This window comes from Brachybacterium tyrofermentans (genome assembly GCF_014897585.1).
GTDB classification, from domain to species: domain Bacteria; phylum Actinomycetota; class Actinomycetes; order Actinomycetales; family Dermabacteraceae; genus Brachybacterium; species Brachybacterium tyrofermentans.
Genome location: NZ_JABUXW010000007.1, coordinates 1 through 23,403, shown reverse-complemented (window position 1 = coordinate 23,403; position 23,403 = coordinate 1). Strand labels below are relative to the sequence as shown.

Annotated in this window: 21 protein-coding genes; 9 read left to right on the top strand and 12 right to left on the bottom strand. The window is 71.0% G+C overall.

What is annotated here, in order from left to right:
• Window positions 1-26 precede the first annotated feature (26 nt).
• A complete protein-coding gene (locus INT49_RS06410; RefSeq protein WP_193116894.1) occupies window positions 27-1,481 on the bottom strand; it encodes an APC family permease in 1,455 nt (484 codons plus the stop codon).
• 103 nt (window positions 1,482-1,584) lie between these two features.
• Entirely contained in the window at window positions 1,585-3,153 is a 1,569-nt protein-coding gene (locus INT49_RS06405; protein WP_193116893.1) for an LssY C-terminal domain-containing protein, read from the bottom strand.
• A 193-nt stretch (window positions 3,154-3,346) separates the two neighbouring features.
• Here INT49_RS06405 and INT49_RS06400 point away from each other — a divergent pair, with 193 nt between their 5' ends.
• Window positions 3,347-4,186 (top strand): aldo/keto reductase, encoded by an 840-nt coding sequence (locus INT49_RS06400; RefSeq protein WP_193116892.1) that lies wholly within the window; start codon window positions 3,347-3,349, stop codon window positions 4,184-4,186.
• 155 nt (window positions 4,187-4,341) lie between these two features.
• Here INT49_RS06400 and INT49_RS06395 read toward each other — a convergent pair whose 3' ends face one another.
• Window positions 4,342-6,045 (bottom strand): DHA2 family efflux MFS transporter permease subunit, encoded by a 1,704-nt coding sequence (locus tag INT49_RS06395; protein ID WP_193116891.1) that lies wholly within the window; start codon window positions 6,043-6,045, stop codon window positions 4,342-4,344.
• Window positions 6,046-6,269: 224 nt separating this feature from the next.
• On the opposite strand from INT49_RS06395, the gene INT49_RS06390 reads away from it, so the two are divergent.
• Window positions 6,270-7,118, top strand: a complete 849-nt coding sequence (locus INT49_RS06390) for an aldo/keto reductase (protein WP_193116890.1) — start codon at window positions 6,270-6,272, stop codon at window positions 7,116-7,118.
• Window positions 7,119-7,235: 117 nt separating this feature from the next.
• Here the strand turns inward: INT49_RS06390 and INT49_RS06385 are convergent, their stop codons facing one another.
• The 4 genes from INT49_RS06385 to INT49_RS06370 form a co-directional block, all read right to left on the bottom strand.
• Window positions 7,236-8,000, bottom strand: coding sequence for an iron ABC transporter ATP-binding protein (locus INT49_RS06385; protein WP_193116889.1), 765 nt, complete (start codon window positions 7,998-8,000; stop codon window positions 7,236-7,238).
• Complete coding sequence (locus INT49_RS06380) at window positions 7,997-9,166, bottom strand: iron chelate uptake ABC transporter family permease subunit (RefSeq protein WP_193116888.1); 1,170 nt, start codon at window positions 9,164-9,166, stop codon at window positions 7,997-7,999. The genes INT49_RS06385 and INT49_RS06380 overlap by 4 nt, the downstream gene beginning before the upstream one ends.
• Entirely contained in the window at window positions 9,159-10,172 is a 1,014-nt protein-coding gene (locus tag INT49_RS06375; RefSeq protein WP_193116887.1) for an ABC transporter permease, read from the bottom strand. Before INT49_RS06375 ends, INT49_RS06380 begins: the two co-directional genes overlap by 8 nt.
• A 157-nt stretch (window positions 10,173-10,329) precedes the next feature.
• The gene (locus INT49_RS06370) at window positions 10,330-11,340 is read right to left on the bottom strand and encodes a siderophore ABC transporter substrate-binding protein (RefSeq protein ID WP_193116886.1); all 1,011 of its coding nucleotides are present in this window, start codon (window positions 11,338-11,340) and stop codon (window positions 10,330-10,332) included.
• Between the two features lie 501 nt (window positions 11,341-11,841).
• Here INT49_RS06370 and INT49_RS06365 point away from each other — a divergent pair.
• Entirely contained in the window at window positions 11,842-12,576 is a 735-nt protein-coding gene (locus tag INT49_RS06365; RefSeq protein WP_193116885.1) for a hypothetical protein, read from the top strand.
• A gap of 33 nt (window positions 12,577-12,609) precedes the next feature.
• On the opposite strand, the gene INT49_RS06360 is transcribed toward INT49_RS06365, so the two are convergent.
• A complete protein-coding gene (locus tag INT49_RS06360; protein ID WP_193116884.1) occupies window positions 12,610-13,455 on the bottom strand; it encodes a phosphatase PAP2 family protein in 846 nt (281 codons plus the stop codon).
• Window positions 13,456-13,695: 240 nt separating this feature from the next.
• Between INT49_RS06360 and INT49_RS06355 the strand changes: the two genes are divergently transcribed.
• Together INT49_RS06355 and INT49_RS06350 are read left to right on the top strand one after the other, a co-directional pair.
• A complete protein-coding gene (locus INT49_RS06355; protein ID WP_193116883.1) occupies window positions 13,696-14,046 on the top strand; it encodes a YciI family protein in 351 nt (116 codons plus the stop codon).
• Window positions 14,047-14,051: 5 nt separating this feature from the next.
• The gene (locus INT49_RS06350) at window positions 14,052-15,341 is read left to right on the top strand and encodes an RNA polymerase sigma factor (protein WP_193116882.1); all 1,290 of its coding nucleotides are present in this window, start codon (window positions 14,052-14,054) and stop codon (window positions 15,339-15,341) included.
• Between the two features lie 73 nt (window positions 15,342-15,414).
• On the opposite strand, the gene INT49_RS06345 is transcribed toward INT49_RS06350, so the two are convergent.
• Entirely contained in the window at window positions 15,415-15,831 is a 417-nt protein-coding gene (locus tag INT49_RS06345) for a DoxX family membrane protein (protein WP_193116881.1), read from the bottom strand.
• A 163-nt stretch (window positions 15,832-15,994) separates the two neighbouring features.
• On the opposite strand from INT49_RS06345, the gene INT49_RS06340 reads away from it, so the two are divergent.
• A complete protein-coding gene (locus tag INT49_RS06340) occupies window positions 15,995-16,858 on the top strand; it encodes a DMT family transporter (RefSeq protein WP_193116880.1) in 864 nt (287 codons plus the stop codon).
• Window positions 16,859-16,921: 63 nt separating this feature from the next.
• Here the strand turns inward: INT49_RS06340 and INT49_RS06335 are convergent, their stop codons facing one another.
• From INT49_RS06335 to INT49_RS06325, 3 genes are all read right to left on the bottom strand, one after another.
• Window positions 16,922-17,251 (bottom strand): 2TM domain-containing protein, encoded by a 330-nt coding sequence (locus INT49_RS06335; protein ID WP_193116879.1) that lies wholly within the window; start codon window positions 17,249-17,251, stop codon window positions 16,922-16,924.
• A gap of 148 nt (window positions 17,252-17,399) precedes the next feature.
• Window positions 17,400-18,233, bottom strand: coding sequence for a methyltransferase domain-containing protein (locus INT49_RS06330; RefSeq protein ID WP_193116878.1), 834 nt, complete (start codon window positions 18,231-18,233; stop codon window positions 17,400-17,402).
• A gap of 42 nt (window positions 18,234-18,275) precedes the next feature.
• Complete coding sequence (locus INT49_RS06325; RefSeq protein WP_319021533.1) at window positions 18,276-19,388, bottom strand: FUSC family protein; 1,113 nt, start codon at window positions 19,386-19,388, stop codon at window positions 18,276-18,278.
• A 289-nt stretch (window positions 19,389-19,677) separates the two neighbouring features.
• On the opposite strand from INT49_RS06325, the gene INT49_RS06320 reads away from it, so the two are divergent.
• The 3 genes from INT49_RS06320 (at window position 19,678) to INT49_RS06310 (ending at window position 23,146) form a co-directional block, all read left to right on the top strand.
• Window positions 19,678-21,243 (top strand): purine-cytosine permease family protein, encoded by a 1,566-nt coding sequence (locus INT49_RS06320; protein ID WP_193116877.1) that lies wholly within the window; start codon window positions 19,678-19,680, stop codon window positions 21,241-21,243.
• 85 nt (window positions 21,244-21,328) lie between these two features.
• Window positions 21,329-22,117, top strand: a complete 789-nt coding sequence (locus INT49_RS06315; protein WP_193116876.1) for an alpha/beta fold hydrolase — start codon at window positions 21,329-21,331, stop codon at window positions 22,115-22,117.
• Window positions 22,118-22,246: 129 nt separating this feature from the next.
• The gene (locus INT49_RS06310) at window positions 22,247-23,146 is read left to right on the top strand and encodes a DMT family transporter (RefSeq protein ID WP_193116875.1); all 900 of its coding nucleotides are present in this window, start codon (window positions 22,247-22,249) and stop codon (window positions 23,144-23,146) included.
• Window positions 23,147-23,403 lie beyond the last annotated feature (257 nt).

Here is a 23,403-nt window from a genome sequence, read left to right as displayed (position 1 = left end):
CTGGCGTCGCAGCCGAGGCCGCGAGGTCACGGCTTGCCGAGGTCGTCGGGATGACGGAACCGTGTGCGTCGGGCCTTGACCGCGCTGTTGTAGAACCAGGTGATCGCGTAGAGCACGAGGCCCACGGCGAGCAGGCCGCCGGCGATGACGTAGTTCTGCGCAGGTTGGGCGAGCGGGGTGATCAGGGCGAACGAGGTGATCGCTCCGATCACGGGCAGCACCGTCGGAGTGCGGAAGTGGTCCGCATCGACCTTGTCCTTGCGCAGCACGAGCACCGAGATGTTGACCATCCCGAACACGGCCAGCAGCAGCAGGGCGGTGGTGCCGCCGAGCGCCTGGATGGTCTCCTCGGCGAGCACGAACTTCACCGTGAGCACGAGCACGAAGGCCAGTCCGGTGGAGAACACGATCCCGGCCCACGGGGTGCGGGCCGTGGCCAGGACGCCCTTGAGGAAGCCCGGCAGCACGCCCTGCTTGGACATGCCGTAGAGCAGACGCGAGGCCATCATCATGTTGATCAGCACCGTGTTGGCGACGGCGAAGATCGAGATGAACGCGAAGATCGTGTCGATCGGGATGCCGGGGGCACCGACCTTCACGACCTCGAGCAGCGGAGTGGTCGACTCGGTGAGCCGGCCGATCGGCACCACGGCGACCGCGAGGATCGAGATCAGCACGTAGACCACGCCGGTGATCGACAGGCCCGCGATGAGCGCCTTCGGGAAGTTCTTGACCGGGTCCACGGTCTCCTCGGCCATGTTGACCGAGTCCTCGAAGCCGACCATCGAGAAGAACGCCAGGGCGGTCGCTCCGATGATCGCCATGAACATGCCCTTCTCGTCCTGCGTCTCGAAGAGGATCACGCGCGAGAAGTCGGCCTCGCCGCGGGCGACGGTGAAGAAGCCGACGACGATCACCAGCATCAGGCCGGTGAGCTCGATGCAGGTGAGCACGACGTTCGCCTTGACGGACTCGGCGACGCCGCGCAGGTTGACCAGGGCGACGAGCACCAGGAAGGCCAGGGCGATCCCGGTCGCGACCCCGCCGGCGGAGGCGCCGAGGGACTCCTCGAGGCCGAAGGCCTTCAGCACGTTCTCCGCGAGGAAGATCGCGCTGGTCGAGGCCGAGGTGATGCCGGAGGACAGTACCGCGAAGGTCACCATGAAGGTGAGGAAGTGGATGCCGAAGGCTTTGTGCACGTACAGCGCCGCACCGGCGGCCTGCGGATACTTGGTCACCATCTCCACATAGGAGAGCGCCGAGACCATGGCCACGGCGAAGGCGATGATGATCGGCACCCAGCCGGCGCCGCCGACCTCGCCGGCGACCTTGCCGGTCAGCGAGTAGACGCCGGTTCCGAGGATGTCACCGACGATGAACAGCAGCAGGAGCTTGGGCGTGATCGCCTTCTTCAGCTCCGGCTGCTCCGAGGGGGCGCTGCCCCCGGGGGCGATGGGGGCGGCCTCGCGTGGCTCGCTCATGGGAATCCTCCCGGAATGGGGACACGATCTGACCGCTCAGGGCGGCAACGGGCTCGGACAGAGCACCATTGCCCAGGGAACCGCGGGCGGTTGTGCGGGAACTCTACTCTGCCGGCTCCTCTGCCTGCGCCGACTCCTCCGCGTCGGCGTCCCTCACCGACAGGCGCAGCGTCTGGACCCATTGGCGCGAGGCGTCCGAGCTGATCGCCAGCACCCCGAGCGCCGAGGCTCCCGCACCCACCAGGAGCGAGTGCGCGACATCGCCGGCCATCGACGTGGCCAGCGTGAGGCGCGTGATCGCGTCGGCTGCGAACAGCGCCATCAGGACGATCCGTGACCACCTGCTGCGACGCAGCACCCCGACCAGCAGCAGCACGAGCGCCACCGCGAAGGCGGAGGCGAGATAGACCCCGTCGGCCTCCGGGAAGATCGAGGACGCCTCGGCGAACAGGCTCTGGAAGTCCACGCCCAGCAGGCGGCCCACCCACTGCGCGATGACCACGCAGGACTGCAGCACCACCAGCGCCCCGGTGAAGACGACGGTGGGCGGAGGGAGGTGGTGGTCCGTCGCGCGGGTCACGATCTCGTGGAGGTCGTCGACCGTCCCCTGCCACTGCGCCGAGAGCTCGCCCCCGAGGTCTGCACGGCCGGAGCCGCTGCTGCGCAGACGGGCCGCGACCAGGGCCGACTGGGTGGCCGCGCGGGCCCGCGCCTTCATCACCGTGGTGCCCGTGGGCCGATGGCGCGGCAGCATCATCGCGCTGGCCCCGTCGGAGCGGGAGGCGGCGTCGGCGACATCGATCACCGGGAGATGGCCGTCGGTGCGGAAGCGGTCTCCCTGGCCGTTGCGGTGGTGGTACGCCGTGGAGAACTCGGCGATCACCTCGACCGGGATCTCGGGGTCCGCGAAGCGCACCGTGTCGATGAGGTAGTCGCGCTCGACATCGATGTTCTCGTCGATGCGGTGCGTGATCTGCAGGGTGAAGAAGGAGAAGCCGACGGCGCGGTCGTAGGTGCCGGCCGCGAGCCAGTCGGCGCGGTAGCCGCCGGGCAGCACGAAGTCCGTGGGCATCCGCCAGAAGCGCACGTGGTGCCGTTTGGTGGTGGTGCCGCCCACCTCCTGCTGGTACGTGAAGTCGTGGCGACGACCCATCAGGTACAGGTTCGAGACCGGGGCACCCGGGTACGAGCGCCTCAGGAGGGTGGAGCGCACCATCGACCAGGCCGAGGCCAGCGTGCGCTCCTCGGCGAGGGCCCAGCCGGCGCGGCGCATCGCCACGTGCAGATCCCGCTCGGGCCCGTCGAAGGCCAGATTGATCGGATCCGACAGCACCCCCTCGGTGGTGCGGGTGCGGCCGAAGAAGTAGTCCGGCAGATAGATCCAGGTCATCAGCTGATGCAGGCGCGGGAGCGTGATGTAGGTGAGCAGCAGCCAGAAGCCGACCAGGTACAGCAGTCGCACCGGCGTGAGGGAGAAGCCCTCGAACAGGTACAGCAGCGCCAGCCAGATCGAGACCACGACACCAATGACGATGAACAGGGTGTCCAGCAGGGCGTACACCTCGAACCGCTGCCTGCGCGGCGAATGGCCGCGGGAGTGGTCGTAGTCGGGCGGCTCCGTGGGAAGCGGCCTCTCCAGCGGGACGACCGACGCGTCGCGCGCCGGCGTCACCGGCCAGGCCCTGCGGTCCGCGATCTCATGGGGCCATCGTAGGGGGCCGCCCTGCCTGCTCCCGGGGAGCTCCCGCTCCGGCGGCCGATGCCCTCCGACGCCTTTCGATGTCTCCGCCGTGCGCGAACGGCTGAGGTGGATCCACGCCGGCGGGCCTAGTCTTGCGCAGTCCCCATCGAAGGAGCACCACCTGATGACCAGCATCCCCGCTGTCCGTTTCCATGACGGCCACGAGATCCCCCAGCTCGGCTACGGCGTGTGGCAGGTCGAGAACGACGTCGCGGCCGACGTCGTCGAGCAGGCCCTGCGCGCCGGCTACCGACACCTCGACACCGCCGCGGTCTACGGCAACGAGGAGGGCGTGGGTCGTGGCATCCGCGCCTCCGGCGTGCCGCGCGAGGAGATCTTCGTGACCACCAAGCTGTGGAACGACTCCCACGGCCGTGACGACGCCCTCGCCGCGATCGACACCTCACTGGAGAAGCTCGGCCTGGACCACGTGGACCTGTACCTGATCCACTGGGCCAAGCCCATCCAGGGCCAGTACGTCGAGGCCTGGAAGGCGCTCATCGAGATCCAGAAGAGCGGCAAGGCCACCTCGATCGGCGTCTCGAACTTCCCGAAGGCGGAGCTCGAGGAGATCATCGAGGCCTCCGGCGTGACCCCGGTGATCCACCAGGTCGAGACCCACCCGACCTTCCAGCAGACCGAGCTGCGCGAGGTCGAGGGCGCCCACGAGATCCTCCACCAGTCCTGGTCCCCGCTCGGCCAGGGCAGTGAGAGCAACGACCTCGGCGACCCCGTCATCACCGACATCGCCGAGGCGCACGGCGTGACCCCCGCGCAGGTCGTCCTCGCGTGGCACCTCGCCAAGGGCTTCGTCGTGATCCCCAAGTCGGTCACGCCCGAGCGGATCATCTCGAACTTCGCCTCCGCCGACGTCACGCTCACCGAGGGAGAGATCGCCCGGATCGACGCCCTGGACCAGGTCGACGGCCGCATCGGCGGCGACCCGCAGACCTGCAACTTCTGATCTGCGCCTGATCCACAGGTGATGGACGCCTGATACGCAGCTCGGCCCGGCCCCTGAGGGGTCGGGCCGAGCATCGTTCGGGGCCGGCATCGTGACGAGAGCTCGACGGTGAGGGCTCGAGGGTGAGGGCTCGAGGGTGAGGACCGACGGCGGGATCAGTCCCGGCGTGCGGCCCGGGCCACGGCCAGTGCGCCGATCAGGCCCAGCAGCAGGAATCCTGCCGACCCTGCCATCGCGATCCGCGATCCGTCGGTGAAGACGGTGCCCAGCTGGTCGAGCGTCCCGCTCCCGGCGCCCTGGGCGCGCAGCTGGGAGAGGATCGACCCGGCCGAGTCGGTCATGGCCTGCCCGTAGCGGGCGGCCTCCCCCGTCAGCGACCCGGTGCCGGCGGACAACCCGGCCGCGAGGAACGCGCCGGAGACGGCCGTTCCCAGCGCGGTGCCGAGCTGGCGGACGGTGGACTGCGTGGCCGAGCCCTGCCCGGACTGCTCCGGCGGCACGGGGGCGAGCACGGTGGAGGTCAGCTGCGCGGAGGCGAGCCCCAGGCCCAGCCCGTAGACGACGAGGGTCACGACGAGCAGCGCGATCGGGGTGGCCGGTCCGAGGAGCAGTGCGAGCACGCCGACGCCGAGCACCTCGAGCCCGAGGCCGACCAGCACGGTGCCGGGCGCCCCGATCGCCGCGGCGAGATGCCGGGCCAGGGTTCCCGAGAGGAACGCGCCGCCGGCCATCGCGGCGAGCACCAGGCCGGCCTGGAGCGTGCCCAGGGCCAGCACGTTCACCAGGTACAGGGGCAGCACGAACAGCAGGCCGAACTCGCCGATCGCCACGGTCCCGGCGGTGAGGTTGCCCCAGGCGAACGCCCGCAGACGGAACAGCGACAGGTCCAGCAGGACCTCGCGTCCGGCGGCGCCGCGGCGGCGCTCCAGGCGCAGGAAGGCGATCAGAGCCAGGAGGCCGACGAGCAGCAGCACCGGGGTCAGAGAGAGGCCGACGGGCCCGTGGATCGTGAGGCCGCCGATCTCCAGCGGTGCCTTCTGCGTCCACCAGCCCAGGGTCGTGGACTCGACGATCGCGAACACGAGGGATCCGAGCGCGAGGGCGCTGAGCAGCGCACCCATCACATCGAGGTCCCGCCGCCCGCCCTGGGGGCGCGGCGCCTCCCGGGTCTCCCCCACCCAGGCGATGGTGCCGGCGATGACCAGCAGACCGATCGGCACATTGACCAGGAAGATCCACGGCCAGGAGAACGAGCTGGTCAGCCAGCCGCCGAGCAGCGGGCCCAGGGCTGCGGCGCCGGCCATCACGGCGCCCCACACCCCGAACGCCGCAGCACGCTCGGAGCCGCGGAAGGTGGCATTCACGGTCGAGAGCGTCGAGGGCAGGATCAGCGCTCCGCCGACGCCCTGCAGCAGTCGGGCGGCGATCAGCGCGGCCGCTCCCCCAGCCATCGCCGCGAGCACGGAGGCGATCACGAACAGGGCCACTCCGGCGAGGAACAGCCGGCGCCGGCCCAGGCGATCGCCCATGCGCCCGGTGATCAGCAGCAGCGCGGAGAGGACCACGGCGTAGCTGGTGGAGACCCACTGCGCGTCGGTGAGGTCCAGGCCGAGGTCACCGATGATCGTGGGCAGCGAGACGGCGACGATCGACCCGTCGATGACGATCAGGGCGAGGCCGGCCGCCAGGACGCCCAGTGCCTTCCAGCGGCGCGGGTCGGTCGAGGGATCGGCGGGGGCGCCGGCGGGCCGGCGGCCAGCGGGCTCGGGGTCAGCTGGCGTGGCGTCAGCGGTCGATGCGTGGGGCGCGGTGGCGGCCGATGCGGTCGCCCCGGAACGGTGGGGGCGTGAGTTCGTCATGTCCCTAGATTATGACTCTGTGTCAGATCCGTCGATACATCGAACAGTTGATCCTCGCGCCATCCGCCGACGGCGCCCTATACCTCCATCGGCCCCGCCCGCTGAACCCTGCCGCAACGGTCGCGCCCGACGGGCCGCTCGCATCCGGCTCGCCGGCCGGCCCAGGGGTCCTCGGTCGGCCGTGCCCCGTAGCCTGGAGCGGAACCCCCGAGAAGAGGAATCCCATGCCTGCAGCACATCCCGTCGTCCCGTCCCTCGAGCTGGCCGGCGGCCGCTCGATCCCCCAGCTCGGCTACGGCGTCTTCAAGGTCGAGGACGACGTCGCGGCCGACGTCACCCTCCAGGCGCTCGAGGCCGGATACCGCCACCTCGACACCGCGAAGGTCTACGGGAACGAGGAGGGCGTGGGCCGCGCGATCCGCGAGGCCGGCGTGCCGCGCGAGGAGCTGTTCGTGACCACGAAGCTCTGGAACGACGCCCAGGGCTTCGACGACGCGATCGCCGCCTGCGAGGCCTCGCTCGAGCGCCTCGGCCTGGACTACGTGGACCTCTACCTCGTGCACTGGGCCGTGCCCTCGCAGGGGCAGTACGTCGAGGCGTGGAAGGCTCTGATCGAGCTGCAGAAGCGCGGGCTGGTGCGCACGATCGGCGTCTCGAACTACCCCGCGCCCCAGCTCGCGGAGATCATCGAGGCCACGGGCGTCGTGCCCGCGATCCACCAGATCGAGCTGCACCCCTACTTCCAGCAGCGCGAGCTGCGCGAGATCCACGCGCAGCACGGGATCCTCACCGAGTCGTGGGGCCCGCTGGGCCAGGGCAAGTCCGACCTGCTGGAGAACAGCGTCATCACGGACATCGCCGCAGCGCACGGGGCGACCCCGGCCCAGGTGGTGCTGGCCTGGCACCTCGCGCACGACATCGTGACGATCCCGAAGTCAGTCACGCCCTCGCGCATCGTGGAGAACCTCGCCGCCGTCGAACTCGTGCTCACGAGCGACGAGATCGCCGCGATCGACGAGCTGGACCGCCCCGACGGCCGCGGCGGCGCCGACCCGGCGACCAAGACGGCCTGAGCCGCTCCCCAGCACTGGACTGCCGGCGCCTGGGCACCTGGGCGACGACAGCTCGTGTGGCTGGACGGGGCCGGGCCGGGCTGGGCTGGTCCGGGCGTCGCCGGGCCGGGCCGGAGCTCAGAAGTAGACCGCGAGCGGTCCCGTCGGCCCGTCGATGACCTGCACCGGAGTGTCGAACACGCGGGAGAGCACGTCACCGTCCATGATCTCGGCGACGGGGCCGGCCTCGACCACGCCGCCGTTCTTCATGGCGACGATGTGGTCGGAGTAGTGGGCCGCGAAGTTGATGTCGTGCAGCACCACCACGATGGTGCGGCCCAGCTCGCGGGCGGCGTCGCGCAGGCGCCCCATCATCTGCACGCTGTGGCGCATGTCGAGGTTGTTCAGCGGCTCGTCCAGCAGCACGTACTCGGTGTCCTGGGCGAGCACCATGGCCACATAGGCGCGCTGGCGCTGGCCGCCGGAGAGCTCGTCGAGATAGCGGGACTCCAGCTCGTCGAGGTGCAGGAAGTCGATCGCCTCGGAGATCTTCTGCTCGTCCAGCGCGGTGAGCCGCCCCTTGGAGTAGGGGAATCGGCCGAAGCCCACGAGCTGGCGCACCGTGAGGCGGGTGACGAAGTGGTTCTCCTGGCGCAGCACCGAGAGGATCTTCGCGAGGTCCTTCGAGGCGGTCGAGGAGATGTCGTAGCCGGCCACCTCGATCGCGCCCTCGTCGATCCCCAGCAGGCGGCCCGCCATCGTGAGCATCGTCGACTTGCCGGCCCCGTTGGGTCCCACCAGGGCGGTCACGCCGCCGGCGGGGATCTCCAGGGTGACCGGGCCGATCTCGACGGTGCCCGACGAGGAGGTGTACGTCTTGCGCACTGCATCGATGCTGATCACAGGCGTCCCTTTCGCATGATGACGACGAGGAACACGGTCCCGCCGACGAGTTCGATGATGATGGAGACGACGCCCTGCGCATAGAACACGTGGTTCATGAGGAAGTAGGCGCCGGCGAGCACGACGAAGCCCACCAGCACCCCCACCGGGAGCAGCCGCCGGTGGTCGTGGGTGCCGGCGAGCTGGTAGGTGAGCGTCGCGACGAGGAAGCCGAAGAAGGTCATCGGGCCGATGAGGGCCGTGGAGACCGCCATCAGCACCGAGACCAGCACGAGCGTGTAGATCGTCTGCCGGCCGTGGTCGATGCCGACGTTGATGCACACGTCCCGGCCCAGCGAGATCACGTTGAGGGTGCGGGCGTTGAGCCAGATCAGCACACCCGCCACGAGGCACAGCGGGATCGCATACGGCAGGTACTCGACGCTCGCATTGGTGACCGAGCCGAAGAGGCGTGCGGTGAGCACGTCGAACTCGCTCGGGGTGAGCAGGCGCTGCATGAAGCTCGAGACGGACCCCAGCCCGCCGCCGAGCACGATGCCGATCAGCAGCATCACCTGGAGGTTCGCGTACTTGCCGCGCAGCAGCCAGCCGTAGAGCAGCACGGACATCGCCACCATCAGCGCCACCTGGATCAGGAACTGCCCGGTGCCCTGGAGAGCCACCACCCCGGCCACGCCGAGGGTGTAGACGGCGGTGGTCTGGATCGCGGTGTACAGCGACTCGAAGCCCATGATCGATGGGGTGATGATGCGGTTGCCGGTGACCGTCTGGAACGCGATCGTGGCCGTGGCCTGGCAGAACGCGGCCACCCCCATCACCACGAGCGAGGTCGCGCGCAGCTCGGCGATCAGCCAGAAGCCACGGGAGCCGATCGGCATGGGGTTGCCGATCGCGAGCAGGCCCAGGGCGAAGGCCGCGGCGAGCACCGCGAGCGTGACCAGCACGATCCAGTAACGCCGTCGGGACCGGCCGTCGGCGAAGGCTCCGGAGCTGCTGCGGACGGAGCTGCTGCGGGACGACCGCGGCACGCTCAGCGGCGCGATCTCCTCGGCGGTGTCGGTGGGAGCCGTGGAGATGTCGAGGTGGTCGCTCCCGGTCGAGGTCCCCAGGCGACGGGACGGGCTGGTCACGATCGTGCGGCGCTCATCCGCGTGGCGTTCATCCATGGCGGCGCTGCTTCAGCAGGAGGGCGATGAACACGATCGCGCCGAGGATGCCGAGGATCAGGGAGACCGGCACCTCGAAGGGCATGATGATCGTGCGGCTGACCAGATCGCACACGGTGACGATGGCGATGCCGAGCAGGCATACCCAGGGCAGGTTGCTGCGCAGGTCGTCGCCGCGCATCATCGACACCACGTTGGGCACGATGAGCCCGAGGAAGGGCAGGTTGCCGACCACCACGGTGACCACGCCGGTCGCGATCGCGACCAGGCCCGTGCCCAGCAGCAGCACCCGCTGGTAGTTCACGCCGACGTTGGTGGCGATGTCCTCGCCGAGCCCGGCCACGGTGAGCCGGTCCGCCACGAAGAAGACCGCGATGCCGACCAGGAGCACGATCCACAGCACCTCGTACTGTCCGCGCAGCACCGAGGTGAAGGACCCGGCGAACCACACGCCGAGGTTCTGCAGGGCGTCGAACTGCAGGGCCACGAAGGTGGAGATCGCGCCGACGACGGAGCCGAGCATGATGCCGATGATCGGCACGATCAGCGAACTGCGCAGGGTCACCCGGCGCAGGAAGGCGAAGAACACCATCGTGCCCACGAACGAGAACACGATCGCCACGGTCATACGGGTCATGAGGTCCGCCTGGGGGCTGACCACCATCACCAGGACCAGGCCGAGGCCCGCCCACTCGGTGGTGCCCGTGGTGGAGGGCTCCACGAAGCGGTTCTGGGTCATGAGCTGCATGATCAGCCCCGACATCGCCATCGCCGCGCCGGCCAGGACCAGCGCGATCGTGCGCGGCACACGGGTGATCGCGAACATCTCGGCGCCGTCGTCGGCCCCGAGGACGTCGTAGACGCCCGTGCCGAGCGAGGCGACCAGCAGCAGCACCACGATCACGATGCCGATCACGAGCTTGCCGTCGAGGAGTCGCTCGCGGCCGCGGCGCGGCGCCGGCGGCGCCCCGAGGGAACGGGCCGCGGGAGCGGGTGGAGCGGGCATCAGGTCACCTGGTCCTGGGAGGGGTGGCGGTCACGGGGCGGTTCCGGCGGAGGGTCGGCACGGCGGGCACCGGTCCGGGCGGGCCGACGCACGACGCGGCGACCGGTCCCCGCAGGGTCCCGGCCGCCGCCTCTCGGTCACCAGCTGTGCACGAGGCTCAGGCCGTGCCCTCGAGGGCGTCGGCGAGGGTCTCGAAGTACTCCGTGTAGGTCTGGATCGACTCGTTGGTGTACGTATCCGCGGGCATGTACACGAGGTTGCCCTCGGCGATCGCGGTGACCCCGGCGAGCGCCTCCGAGGCCTCGAGCACGGTCGCGGCCGGCTGGTACGAGGGATCGTCGGCGCTGATCGCGGCGTCCCGATCCATGACCAGGATCCAGTCGGGGTTCGAGCTCGCGATGGCCTCGACGGAGATGTCGTCACCCTGGTGGTCGTCGCTCGCGCCTTCGACCTCGAGCGCGGGGACGAAGCCGAAGGCGTCGAAGGTCCAGCCCAGCGTGCGGCCCGCCCCGGGGGCGATGTAGCCGATCGCGCCGCCGGAGACGTTCACGGCCATGACGGTGGCGGAGCCGTCGTAGGCGGCGGTGACGCGCTCCATGGCGGCATCCAGCGCAGCGCCGAGCTCCGTCGCCTCGGTGTCCTTGGAGAAGATCTGGCCGAGGGCGGTGATCTGGCGCTTCAGCTCGTCGGCGAAGGGCTTGTCGTCGCGGGGGTCCAGCTCGAGGATCGTCGCGTCCGGCGCGTACTTCGTGAAGTCGTCGTGGTACTGCGCGAAACGCTGGCCGTTGATGATGAGGGTGGGCTCGGCGGCGACGACGGCCTCGAGATCGGGCTCGCGATGGTTGCCGAGGTCGATGATCGACTCGTCGTCACGGTAGGAGTTCGTGGTCGGCATGAGCGCGCGGGCCGCGGCGGTCAGCGTGACGTCCCAGCTCTCGAGCGTCTCGAAGGTGCGGTTGTCGGTCGCGACGACGGACTTCGGCGGGGTCTGCACGGCCTGGGTGCCGTTGTTGTCCTCGATCTCCACGGTGTCCGCGGGGTTCTCGCCGGCGGCGTCGGCCGCACCGCCGTCACCGGCTCCGGCAGAACCGCCGCAGGCGGTGAGGACCAGACCGAGAGCGCCGGCTGCGGACGCGGCGCCGAAGTGGCGGCGGGAGAACGAAGTCATGAGGGAAGGGCCTTCTGTCAGTGGTCGGGCGCTCGGGGCGCCGCAGGACACTACTGAGGCTAGCCTCACCTCCGCGCTTTACGCCACTCGGATCTTGCGATATTCCGGAATGCTTCTGTGATCGTGGGCACTCCGGCCTTCCGTAAGCTGGCCCTCTTCACGGATCCGGGTGGATCCAGGGGGCCGACGGGGTGAGGCATGGCGGGACAGATCGAGGGTGGGCGTTCGACCGACGGGTCGGGACCAGGCGCAGCAGGACCGAGCACTCCTGAGCCAGGAGCAGCGGGACGGAGCACTCCTGAATCGGGCGCAACCGGACCGGGCCAGGCGCTGCCTGATTTCCGAGGCGGCACGGAGGGCGCGGGAGGCCAGGCAGGTGAGCGCGCGAGGGGCGGCCTCGCGGGAGGGTCCGCGCCGAGCCGTCCCGACGGAGGCCACCCTCCCCGCGAGCTTCTCCTCGCCGGGCTCGGCGGCTGCGGCCTGCTGCTGATCCTGCTCGTCGTGGTCGCACTGGTGCTGTGGAACACGGTCCTGTCCCCCAGCCCGGAGCAGACTCCCACCACGGCCCCCACGACGGAGGAGTCCTCCTCCCCGTCAGAGCACCCCGGGGAGTATGTCCCCGGCGAGGACGACGAGCCCCTCACCGGAGGCTCGCCCACGCTCACCTCGGCCCCGACCCGGCCCTGCACCATCCACGACGGCACGACCCGGTCCATGGCGTCCGCGGGGACGGTGCGCGGCGGCGGGATCGAGTACGACCTGCAGGAGGGCTGGTCGACCGGGATCGACTGGGGCACACAGGAGTCGTACATGGTCGACCTCGCCTCCTCCGAGCAGGCCGTCGAGGACGGCTGGTACTCGGTGGCGACCGTCGGCGGCGTCGAGTTCCCCGACGAGGAAGGTGGATACCCGGGCGCCCAGGAGGCGGCCCGCACGATCTTCCAGTGCGATGTCACCCGGGACGTGGTCCGGGATCTCTACGTCGACCCGCTCGAGGTGCAGGATCTGCGCGATGAGGCGATCACCATCGACGGGCAGGACGCCTGGATCGTCGCGGGAACGGTCCCTCTGGCCGCGGATCAGGATTTCGGGACCACGGACTCCTGGGACCTGGTGGTCATCGTGATCGATGCACCACAGGGGCCGGCCGCGCTCGTGGCCGGTGCCGCGACCGGGATCGACCAGCAGGTCGCCGACCTCGAGGCGATCGTCGCCAGCCTCGCGGTCGTGGACTGACCCGCGCCCTCGGCTGCGATCGAGGGCCCACCCTCACCCCTGCGACGTCGGGGCGCCCAGGGTCGGAGCGGGTCCGGCGGGAGCAGGCCCGGCGGAAGCAGGCCCGGCGCGAGCTGGTCCGGCGGGAGCAGGCCCGGCGGGAGCTGGTCCTGCGGGAGCAGGCCTGGCGGGAGCAGGTCCGGCGGATGCAGGCCCAGATCGGCGCGGGTCCAGCAGACCAGCGAGCAGGAGGCCGAGCGTCGGCACCAGCAGCACCGAAGCCAGCACGTCCGTGGGATGGTGCAGTCCGAGGGCGACGCGGGACCAGGCCGTCGCACCGACCACGAGCACCGCGAGCACGATGCCCACCGTCCTGCGCGCGTCGACCCGGCGATCCGCCGGATTGCGCCTGCCCTGCTGGTCCCTGCTGTCCTGACCGCCGGGCCTGCCACGAACGCCACGACCCCCGGGCAGCGAGCAGAGGATCCCGACGCAGAGCGCGGCCGCGACGGCGGTGTGGCCGCTGGGATAGCTGAACGACTCCGGCGACAGCACGAGGGGATGGATCAGGAGATCCGCGTCCGGACGCGGCCTGCGCACCACGAGCTTGATCCCCTCGACGGCGACCCAGGGGACGAGGACCACGAGTCCCGTGCGCAGGCCGTCCCATGCGCTGCGACGCAGCACTCCGACGACCACGACCATCACGCCCATCAGCAGCGCTGCCGACAGCGGACCGAGGGCGAGGTCGATCCCGGTCGCGAGCCCGGCTGCAGCCCCGTCCAGGCCGGTGCTCGCCGCCCTGACAACGGCCCGGTCCAGCTCGCCCACCGCCGGCAGCCCGCGGATGGCGTACCCGGCCACTACCGTCAGGAACAGGGCGGCGACCAGGAGGGCCACGAGGAGGCCTCGACGGCCCCGCGGTGCCGGGCCAGGACGCCGCACCCGGACGGAACGCCGTGCCGGAGCAGGATTCCGCGCCGGACAGGGCTCGTGGGGGTCGGTCGGGAGGGTGCGCACGCGGTCCAGTGTCCGCCGTCCGACATCGATTCCGGGAATCTGTCGATCTCGGCGTCGCCCGTTCGTCATAGTGGTGACCGAGCCGCCCGGACCGGTCACCGCACCGATGGAGGAGTGACGATGAAGTACGTACTGCTGCTGATGGGGAACCTCGCCGACGATCGCTGCGGCGAGACCGACGACGCACCCGGCCCGGAGGAGTTCATGGCCTTCGACGCCGCGCTCGAGAAGGCCGGCGTCCTGGCCGGGGGCTTCGCCCTCACCGACCCCGAGGAGGGCACAAGCCTCACCAAGGCCGACCGCGACGCGGAGCCCGTGATCACCGCCGGCCCCTACGCCGAGAGCCGCGAGTTCGTGGGCGGCACGATCGTGCTCGAGGTCGACACCCTCGACGAGGCCCTCGTCTGGGCCGCGAAGTGCCCGGGGGCGATCGGAGGACGCATCGAGGTGCGCCCCCTGCTCGACCTCTGAGAGCCATGACCCACCGCGCGGCGCACGAGGACCTGCCCGCGGACGACGTCCTCGCCCGGGTGCACCGGGAGGAGCACAGCCGTCTGCTCGCCACCCTCGTGCGCCGCTTCGGAGATCTCGACCTCGCGGAGGACGCCGCCCAGGAGGCCATGGAGTCCGCACTGCGGACCTGGCCGCAGCAGGGTGTTCCGCAACGGCCGCTGGCCTGGCTGACGACCGTCGCGAAGCGGTCCGCTCTGGATCGGGTGCGTCGCGATGCGACCGCCGCCCGTCGCCTTGCCGAGCTGCACCTGAGGGAGGGCGCGACGGTCGCCCCGTCAGCCGATGCCGAGGCCCTCGTGGCCGGGGACCTGCCCGACGATCGCCTGGCCATGCTCCTGGGCTGCTGCCATCCGGCGATCGCACCGGTGGACCGCATCACCCTGATGCTGCGCTTCGTGGCCTCGCTGAGCACGGCGGAGATCGCGCAGTCGCTGCTGGTCCCGGTGCCGACGCTGCAGGCGCGGATCACCCGCGCGAAGAAGCGGATCGCAACGAACCGCATCCCGCTCACGGTGCCGACGGACCCGGCCGAGCGTGCCCGACGCCTGCCGCTCGTGCTCACGGCGATCTCGCTGATCTTCACCGAGGGATACGCCGCGACCAGCGGCGACACTGCGATCCGACGCGAGCTCACCGACGAGGCGATCCGGCTGGCGCGGATCACCCATCGCCTGGCGCCGGGGCCCGCCGAGCCCGGCGGACTGCTCTCCCTGCTGCTGCTCACCGACGCCCGTTCCCCCGCTCGCGAGGACGCCGAGGGGATTCCCGTCCCGCTCGAGGAGCAGGACCGCTCCCGCTGGGATGCGACCCTGATCGAGGAGGGGCTCGAGCTCGTCCGGGAGGCGGCCGGGAGGCCGGACGCCGATCGCTTCACCATCCAGGCGTCGATCGCAGCCCTGCATGCCGAAGCTCCGCGTTTCGCGGACACCGACTGGGCGCAGATCGTGGTGCTCTACGACCTGCTGCTGAGCCGCGGCGAGGACCCGGTGGTGCGGATGAACCGCGCGATCGCCGTGGGCAGGGCGCAGCATCCGGCCGACGGGCTGGCGCTGCTCGAGGCCTTGGCCGGGGATCCGGAGCTGATGCACCATCACCCGTTCCACATCGCCCTGGCCCTGTTCCAGGACGAGACGGGAAATCCCGAGGAGGCCGCGGCTTCCTGGCGCCGCGCGCTGGAGCTGGCCGGGGGCGCCGCCGAACGGCAGTTCATCGAGCGTCGGCTGCGCTCGCTCGGCGAGGCCCCGACCGCGTGAGCTCGGGAACCCCGCCGGGGAGCGTCCACCGGGCGTGTCCGCCAGGGAGCGCCCGCCCGGGCCGACCGGGCGCTCAGCCCTTGACGGCCTTCTTGCCCTGGGAGAGCACGAGGGCGGCGGCGATCGCGAGCAGCCAGCTGTCCTTGGCCACGGCGGTGCCGTCCTGGCTGGGGCGCACACCGTCGGCCTCCGTCATCCCGGGGGTGCGCAGGTACATCGACACCATGGAGCCGGAGAAGCCGGCGAGGGCGAGGCCCGCGACCTTGGTGGGCACGAAGGGCAGCAGCAGGGTGGCGCCCACGGCGATCTCGCCGTAGCTGAGGAACTTCGCGAACTGCTCGGGGCTGAGCTTGGCCAGCGGCGGCACGCCCTGGGCGGCCATACCCTGCAGGCTGGCGGCCATCTCGGCGGGCATGCCGAGCTTGCCGATGCCGGAGTTGAGGATGAAAGCGCCGGGGACGGCGCGAAGGATCGCGGTGCTGAGTGCCATGGGTGAACTCCTCCAGAGATGTGGTTACGTTTTCAACTATAAGTCACTGCAGTCCCGCTGTCGACCTCCCCGGGCAGATCCGCTCCCGCAGGAACCGATCTCCACGGGATACTGGGGTGATGGCCTCCAGCATCGCACCCCACCGCGTCCGCGCCGGGGACCGATGAGCTCACTCGCCCTGACCATGGTGCTCGTGGCGGCCCTCTGCCACGCGGTGTGGAACCTCGCGGCGAAGCGGGTCCAGGCCGACGGCTACGCCTTCGTCTGGCTCTACGACCTGGGATCCGTCGTGCTGTGGGCTCCGCTCGCGATCATCACCCTGGTGCTCTCCGGGGTGGGGCTCTCCCCCGCCCTGCTGCTCGCGACCCTCGTCTCCGGGGTGCTCCACATCGCCTATCAGCTCACGCTCCAGACGGGCTACGCCCGCGCCGACCTGGGCGTGGTCTACCCGGTGGCCCGTGGGGTGGGACCGGTGCTGAGCATGGGCGTCGCGATCCTCGTGCTCGGCGAACGTCCCGGCTGGATCGCCGCCGTAGGGGCGCTCGTGGTGGTGGGCGGCATCGTCGTGGTCGCCACCGGACGCTCGGCGGCCGGCGGGCACGGGATGCGCGCAGGGGTTGCCTGGGGCGCTGCCACCGGCCTCGCCATCGCGGCGTACACGCTGTGGGACAGCTACTCGGTGACGACGCTGGGCCTGCCCCCGGTCGCCTATTTCGTCATCAGCTGCCTGTGGCAGGTGGTGCTCATGACGCCGCAGCTGCTGCGCAGGCACCGACCGAGCGTGAGGCCCGTCCTGGCACAGCACTGGCGGGACATCGTCCTGGTCGCAGTGCTCTCGCCTCTGGCCTATGTGCTCGTGCTGAGCGCGATGCAGACCGCTCCGGTCTCTCTCGTGGCTCCCGCGAGGGAGTCGAGCATCGTGGTGGGGTCGCTGCTCGCCTGGTGGCTGTTCAAGGAGCCTGACCTGCTGCGGCGGATGCTCGGCGCGGGGATCGTGCTGACCGGGATCGTGCTCATCGCGGTGTGAGCGCGGCGCCCCTGAGCACTGTTCTCGGACGCTTGCCTCGGCCCCTGCTCCCGCGCGGCGCCCTCAGCGACGGCCGCGCAGGCGGTCCATCTCCTTGGCCACCTTGTCCTCGCTCTCGCCCGGGCCGAACAGCGACCAGCCCTGCCAGAACAGGCCGAGCCCCCAGAACACGAGAACGAACAGCGGCCACGGGAAGCCGAACCCGCCGCTCGCCCAGGACCAGAGCAGGAAGGCATTGATCAGCACGTACACGACCACCTGGACCGCGAAGTTGCGGCGGGCATGGAGATTCCCGACCGCCCGGCGGCGCAGGTCGGTCTCGTCCTCGAAGGAGCTCGCCATCGGGGCTGCGTTCTCCTGCGGAACCTCTGTGTTCTCGAATGACGGCTGCATCGCGGATCCTCCGGTCAGTGCGGTCCCGCCGGCGGCGGTTCCTGGTCGACTTCGACAGTAGGTGCGGCGTGATCAGCGCACCCGTGACGCCTGTCATCGATCCGACGGACGCGCGTCACCGCCGCGGACCGGGGCCGGCGCCTACGCCTCAGGCGCGGGCGATGATCTCGCCGTGCAGCAGGGAGAACCAGCCGTCGGCGTCCTCGGCCCAGCGCGTGAAGTCCTGTGCGTACGCCTCCCTGTCCTCGGCGCTCGCCCAGCCCTCGCGCTCCAGCTGCTGTGCGAGCGGGCCCACGGTGAGGCGGCCGGCGCAGGTCGCGGCCCAGCCGCGGCGAGCCTCCGGGGTCGCGTACAGCCAGGTGGATGCTCCCGCGGTGACGTCCTCGAACCCTGCTTCGTGGGCCCAGGCCAGCAGGCGTCGGCCGGCGTCGGGCGTGCCGCCGTTCGCGCGGGCGGCCTGCAGGTACAGCTCGAGCCAGCGCTCGATGCCCGGCACCTCGGGGAACCAGCGGAAGCCCTCGTAGTCGCTGTCGCGCACGGCGACGATCCCGCCCGGGCGGACGACCCGGCGGAACTCGGCGAGCGCGGCCACGGGCTCGGGCAGGTGCTGGAGCACCTGGTGGGCGTGGAGAACGTCGACGGACCCGTCGGCCAGCTCCAGCGCCTGGGCGTCGCCGACCAGCACCTGCGTGCCCTCGATCCCCTGTCGCGCCAGCTCGGCGCGGGTGAGCTCGGCGGCGTCCTCGTTCACCTCGAGGGCGACCAGGTTCTGCGGGCCGACGATCCGCGCGAGGTCCGCGGTGATCGTGCCGGCACCGCTGCCGACGTCGAGCAGCCGCTGCCCGGGCTCCAGGTGCGGGAGGAGGTGCGCGGCAGAGTTCTCGGCGGTGCGGGTGCGGTGGCTGCCCAGCACCGCAGCGCCGTAACCATGGGTGTAGGCGGGCGATGCGGGGGTTGCTGGGGATGCGGAGAGGTCTGCCATGACCGCACGCTAGGCGACGCCTCCGTGCCCGGCCATCGAGGCTCAGCTGCCGGACGGCTCCGTGGGTACCTCCGGGTATGCGGCTGTGGACTCTGCCGTCGCGTGCTTCGCCGCGCGGCGGTCCCAGAGGGCGGCGACCACCACGACCGCGATGCCCACCACTGCGCCGATGGCGGTCTCCAGCACGCGGGCCTGGAGCGTCGGCCCGACCGGCTGGGGATGTCCGAGCTGCACCATGAGCAGGGCGAGCGGGGTGATGAACAGCAGCGCGAAGGCGTAGTTGCGCATCACGTACATCTCAGCGAGGAACTGCAGCACCACGATCCACACCACCAGCTGCCAGGGCTCGGCGGGGAAGGAGAGCAGGAACGCCGTGGTGACGACGCCCAGGGTGGTGCCGAGGATGCGGTGCAGCCCGCGCTCGAGCTGCAGGGTGCGGCCCGGAGCCGTCAGGGGTGCGATCGCGGCGATCTGCGCCCAATAGGGGAAGGGCAGCCCGGAGGCGAGGCCCAGGGTGCCCGCGATCGCGGCGGCGATCGCGAAGCGGCTGAACTCGGCGCCCAGCTGACCACGGGACCACGTCTCCGTGCTGGGTCGTACGTCGGCCCCCGGATGGCGCTCCCCCGCCCAGTGGCCGAGCAGGCCCAGCACCACGCACAGGCTCGCGCTCGCCCCGGCCACCAGGAAGGCGACCCAGATCGGTGCGGCCGGCGGAGCGGCCCCCACCGCGGCCACCGCGAACAGCGGGAAGATCGCCCCTCCCGGCTTCAGCCCGCGGGCGAGGACCACGGTCGCGGCGACGCCGGCGACGACGGCGCCCACCAGGATCGTCGTCCAGGACTCCGCCGTCGGGCTCAGGGACTCGCCGAACCGCGCGAGCGCGGCACCGAGGGTCACGCAGAGGGTGAGCATCGCGCCGGCGAGCGCCTGGCGGTGGAAGCGCATCCGCGTGGGCTCGTACCTCGAGTAGATGCCGGTGAACGCGCCGAAGCCCACGAACATCGCCCACGCCACGTGATCCGTCAGCAGCAGCACGACCATCGGGATCGCCAGACCGAGGGAGATGCGGAACGCCGGGATGTGGTCCACGCGGCTGGGGCCGAGACTCACCAGGCGGCCGACCGTGGATTTGATCTGCGAGGGTGCCAACGGCACGTGGCTCCTTCCGGGACGACAGCGCGGCCGGGCCGCGGCCGACCCTGCTGTGGTGACGGTGGGAGAGGGACGGGCGGGCGGAGGGATCGCGAGGACGTCAGCGATGCGGGCCACCAGGGCATCCGGAGGGGGACGCGCACGAGACGCGGCCCCACTCTCTCCTCGCCACTCTATTCCTGTCGGCGCGGCCGGTCACCCCCTGGTCTGCTCACACCCGTGGGAGACTGCAGGTCATCCTGCTCCACCTCCGTCGGCCGGCGCTCGTCGGCCCTCCCCCTCCGGAGTCGACATGACATCCCCCGACAGCACTGCCTCCCCGGACGGCCCGGCCTCCTCAGACGGCTCGGGCTCCTCAGGCGACCCAGGCTCGCCCGCCTCCCCCGCCCCCGTCGGCGGCGCCGGCGTCATCGAGACCACCGGCATCGAGATCATCGCCGAGTCTGAACGGACGGCGAAGCCCCGGGACCTCGTGTGGCCCTGGTTCGCCGCGAACGTCTCCGTGTTCGGCATGAGCTACGGCTCCTACCTGCTGGGCTTCTCGATCAGCTTCGTGCAGGCCACGATCGTCGCGGTGATCGGCATCGTCATCAGCTTCGCGCTGTGCGGGCTGGTCGCGATCGCCGGCAAGCGCGGCAGCGCACCGACGATGGTGCTCTCCCGCGCGGCCTTCGGCGTGCACGGCCAGAAGGTGCCGGGCATCGTCTCGTGGCTGACCTCGATCGGCTGGGAGACCTCGCTCGCGATCTCCGCCGTGCTCGCCACCGCGACCGTGTTCGACGTGCTGGGCCTCGCCTCCGGACAGGCCGTCACCGTGATCGCCGCGATCCTCATCGCCGCGCTGATCGTCACCGCGAGCGTGCTGGGCTATCACACGATCATGAAGCTGCAGTCGATCCTGACCTGGGCGACCGGCGCCATGACCATCCTGTTCATGATCCTCACGATCCCCCACATCGACCTCGCCGCCGTGCTCTCCGCCCCGTCGGGCTCCCCGCAGGCGATGATCGGCGCCCTGGTGATGGTGATGACCGGCTTCGGGCTGGGCTGGATCAACATCGCCGCGGACTGGTCGCGCTACCAGAAGCGCACGGCGTCCGACGGGTCGATCGTGCTGTGGAACACCGTGGGCGGCGCGGCCGCCCCGGTGGTGCTGGTGATCTTCGGCCTGCTGCTCGCAGGGTCCGACGAGGGCCTCGCCGGCGCGATCGAAGGCGACCCCATCGGCGCGCTCGTGACGATCCTGCCGCTGTGGGCGCTGATCCCCTTCTGGATCGTCGCCGTGCTGACCCTGGTCTCCGGCGCCGTGCTGGGCATCTACTCCTCGGGCCTGACGCTAATCAGCCTGGGGATCCGCATCCCGCGCCCGGCCGCCGCCGCGGTGGACGGCGTGATCCTCACCGCCGGCACCATCTGGGTGGCGTTCTTCGCGACCAGCTTCATCGGCCCCTTCCAGAGCTTCCTGATCACCCTCGGCGTGCCCATCGCCGCCTGGGCAGGCATCCTCATCGCCGACATCCTCAGCCGGCGCGCGAACTACGACGAGAAGGCCCTGTTCGATCCCGCCGGTCGCTACGGCGCCGTGGACTGGACCTCGGTGATCACCATGGTGGTCGCCTCGATCCTCGGCTGGGGCCTGGTCGTGAACTCCTTCGCCGAGGCCGCGCCGTGGAACAACTGGCAGGGCTACCTGCTCGAGCCGCTGGGCCTGGGAACCTTCGTCGATGACCCGGCCGGCGCCTACTGGGACGGCAACTGGGCGTACTCCAACATCGGGGTGCTGCTGGCCCTGGTGCTCGGCTTCGTGGTGACCTGGTTCGCGCGGCGCGGGAAGATCCGCCGCCAGGAGCAGCGCTGAGCTGAACGCCCGGCCGCCGACCGTGTCGTCCGCCTGCCCCGCTTCGCGGACAGATCCTGTCCTCTCCGGGCTCTAGCGTGCAGGTATGACCTCAGAGAGCACTGACAGCACCCCTTCCCCGTCACCTCGTCCCGTCGTCCTGGTTCCCGGCTATTGGCTCGGCGGCTGGGCGTGGGAGGAGGTCGTCCAGCACCTCCACGACGCAAACGTCTCGGCGACCGCGGTGACCCTGCCCGGCATGGACCCGGGAGACCCGGAGCGCGCATCCCGTGGACTCGAGGAGCAGGCAGATCACCTCGAGCGGCTCGTGACCGAGCTGGTGGCCGAGTCCGGTCCGGTGGTCCTGGTCGCGCACAGCGGCGGGAACCTCCCGGTGATGCGGCTCCTCGGGCGCAGCCCGGAACTGGTGGCCCATGTGGTCTGGGTGGACAGCGGGCCGCAGCTCGACGGCACCATCGGCGCACCGGACCTGCCGTCCGACATCTCCGAGGTCGCCCTGCCACCGTACGAGGAGCTCGCCGAGACGGCGAGCCTCGAGGGCCTCACCGCGCGGCAGCTCGACTGCTTCCGGGAGCGCGCCGTGCCTCAGCCTGCCGCGGTCATGCGGGAGCCGCTCCACCTGGAGACGGAGGGCTGGCGAGACCTGCCCGCGACGATGGTCTGCTGTTCGCTGACCTCGCAGGATGTCCAGGGTATGGCGGGCCAGGGCCATCCGATGATGGCCCCGGTCACCGCCGTGCGGGATCTCGAGCTCGTGGATCTGCCGACGGGGCACTGGCCGCAATGGAGCCGACCCGATGACCTCGCGGCGCTCCTCGCCGAGCGTGCACGACGCGTGGCGCCAGCGGCTCTGACGGACCCCCGCAGCGCCTGATGTCGGCCGGGCGCTCAACGCCCGTCTGCCGCGCGGCGCGGGAAGATCCGCCGCCATGAGCAGGGTTGAGCTGACTGCCCGACGTGGTCAGAACTGTCGTGGCGGCCTCGCAAGGTCCAGGATGGACCGATGCGTCCTGCCCCTGCCCACCCAGCCCTGCCCTGGCTCGCCGCGCTCGGGGTGATGCTGATGTGGGCCTCGTCCTTCCTGGTCATCCGGGTGGCGGGGAACGACTTCGCCCCCGGTGCGATGGCGCTGCTGCGGATGGGCTCCGCGGCGGTCGCTCTGCTGCCCCTGCTGTTCCTGGGCCGAGTGCATCGGCCCCGCAGCGGGCGGCTGTGGGCCGCGGTGATCGGCTGGGGCGTGGCCTGGTTCGCGGCGTACATCGTGGTGCTCAATGCCGCGGAGCTGTTCCTGGACTCGGCCACCGCGGCGATGCTGGTCAACCTGGCTCCGCTTCTCGTGGCGGTGGCCTCCGGGCTGCTGCTCGGGGAGGGCCTCTCCGTGCGGCTGCTCGCCGGGGTGCTGGTCGCCTTCAGCGGGATCGTGCTGATCACGGTAGGCGCCTCCACCGGGGACCTCTCCGGCCTCGGGGTGGTGCTGGGACTGGCGGCCGCACTGCTCTATGCGGGCAGCGTGCTCGCGCAGAAGCTGCTGCTCGCCCACGTCGACTCCACCTCGATGACGGTGATCGGGGTGCTGAGCGGCGCCCTGGCCTGCCTGCCCTTCACCCCGGCGCTCGTGACGGAGGTCAGCGCGGCCCCGGCCGGTGCGGTGCTCGGAGTCGTCTACCTCGGCATGTTCCCCACCGTGCTCGCCTTCCTGCTGTGGGGCTACGCCCTGACCCATACCGGGGCCGGGCTGCTCAGCTCCTCCTCGCTGCTGGTCCCGGCCCTCACCCTGGTGCTCGCCGGACTGCTGCTGGGAGAGGTGCCCCCTCCACTCGCGGCAGTGGGCGGCGTGCTGTGCCTCGCCGGGGCCTCCTTCGCGGTGGCGCCGGCTGTGCTCACCGCCCTGCGTCGGCAATAGGTCGCCGACCAGGGGAAGAGCAGGGCTGGGGAGCCAGCCTGCGCGAGCCGCGGCTCACGGGCCCGTCGGCGGTGACTCACGAGCCCGTCAGCGGTGACTCACGCGCCTTGTCGGCGATGATCTGGCGGCTCGACCCTGCATGGTGTGTCGGTGAGCGCCGCCTCACCGACACACCATGCAGGGTCGACAGCGAGGACCGGGCCGGAATTTGTCAAGGTGAATGAGGCCAGTGGGAGTCAGGCGGCGGTCTGGTAGGC

Bases quoted from the DNA above. Each gene is read 5' to 3' on its own strand.
- INT49_RS06320 (WP_193116877.1), top strand. From the start codon at position 19,678: ATGACATCCCCCGACAGCACTGCCTCCCCGGACGGCCCGGCCTCCTCA.
- INT49_RS06345 (WP_193116881.1), bottom strand. From the start codon at position 15,831: ATGGCACTCAGCACCGCGATCCTTCGCGCCGTCCCCGGCGCTTTCATC.
- INT49_RS06335 (WP_193116879.1), bottom strand. From the start codon at position 17,251: ATGCAGCCGTCATTCGAGAACACAGAGGTTCCGCAGGAGAACGCAGCC.
- INT49_RS06310 (WP_193116875.1), top strand. From the start codon at position 22,247: ATGCGTCCTGCCCCTGCCCACCCAGCCCTGCCCTGGCTCGCCGCGCTC.
- INT49_RS06390 (WP_193116890.1), top strand. From the start codon at position 6,270: ATGCCTGCAGCACATCCCGTCGTCCCGTCCCTCGAGCTGGCCGGCGGC.
- INT49_RS06375 (WP_193116887.1), bottom strand. From the start codon at position 10,172: ATGCCCGCTCCACCCGCTCCCGCGGCCCGTTCCCTCGGGGCGCCGCCG.
- INT49_RS06400 (WP_193116892.1), top strand. From the start codon at position 3,347: ATGACCAGCATCCCCGCTGTCCGTTTCCATGACGGCCACGAGATCCCC.
- INT49_RS06410 (WP_193116894.1), bottom strand. From the start codon at position 1,481: ATGAGCGAGCCACGCGAGGCCGCCCCCATCGCCCCCGGGGGCAGCGCC.
- INT49_RS06315 (WP_193116876.1), top strand. From the start codon at position 21,329: ATGACCTCAGAGAGCACTGACAGCACCCCTTCCCCGTCACCTCGTCCC.
- INT49_RS06340 (WP_193116880.1), top strand. From the start codon at position 15,995: ATGAGCTCACTCGCCCTGACCATGGTGCTCGTGGCGGCCCTCTGCCAC.
- INT49_RS06370 (WP_193116886.1), bottom strand. From the start codon at position 11,340: ATGACTTCGTTCTCCCGCCGCCACTTCGGCGCCGCGTCCGCAGCCGGC.
- INT49_RS06330 (WP_193116878.1), bottom strand. From the start codon at position 18,233: ATGGCAGACCTCTCCGCATCCCCAGCAACCCCCGCATCGCCCGCCTAC.
- INT49_RS06350 (WP_193116882.1), top strand. From the start codon at position 14,052: ATGACCCACCGCGCGGCGCACGAGGACCTGCCCGCGGACGACGTCCTC.
- INT49_RS06380 (WP_193116888.1), bottom strand. From the start codon at position 9,166: ATGGATGAACGCCACGCGGATGAGCGCCGCACGATCGTGACCAGCCCG.
- INT49_RS06355 (WP_193116883.1), top strand. From the start codon at position 13,696: ATGAAGTACGTACTGCTGCTGATGGGGAACCTCGCCGACGATCGCTGC.
- INT49_RS06395 (WP_193116891.1), bottom strand. From the start codon at position 6,045: ATGACGAACTCACGCCCCCACCGTTCCGGGGCGACCGCATCGGCCGCC.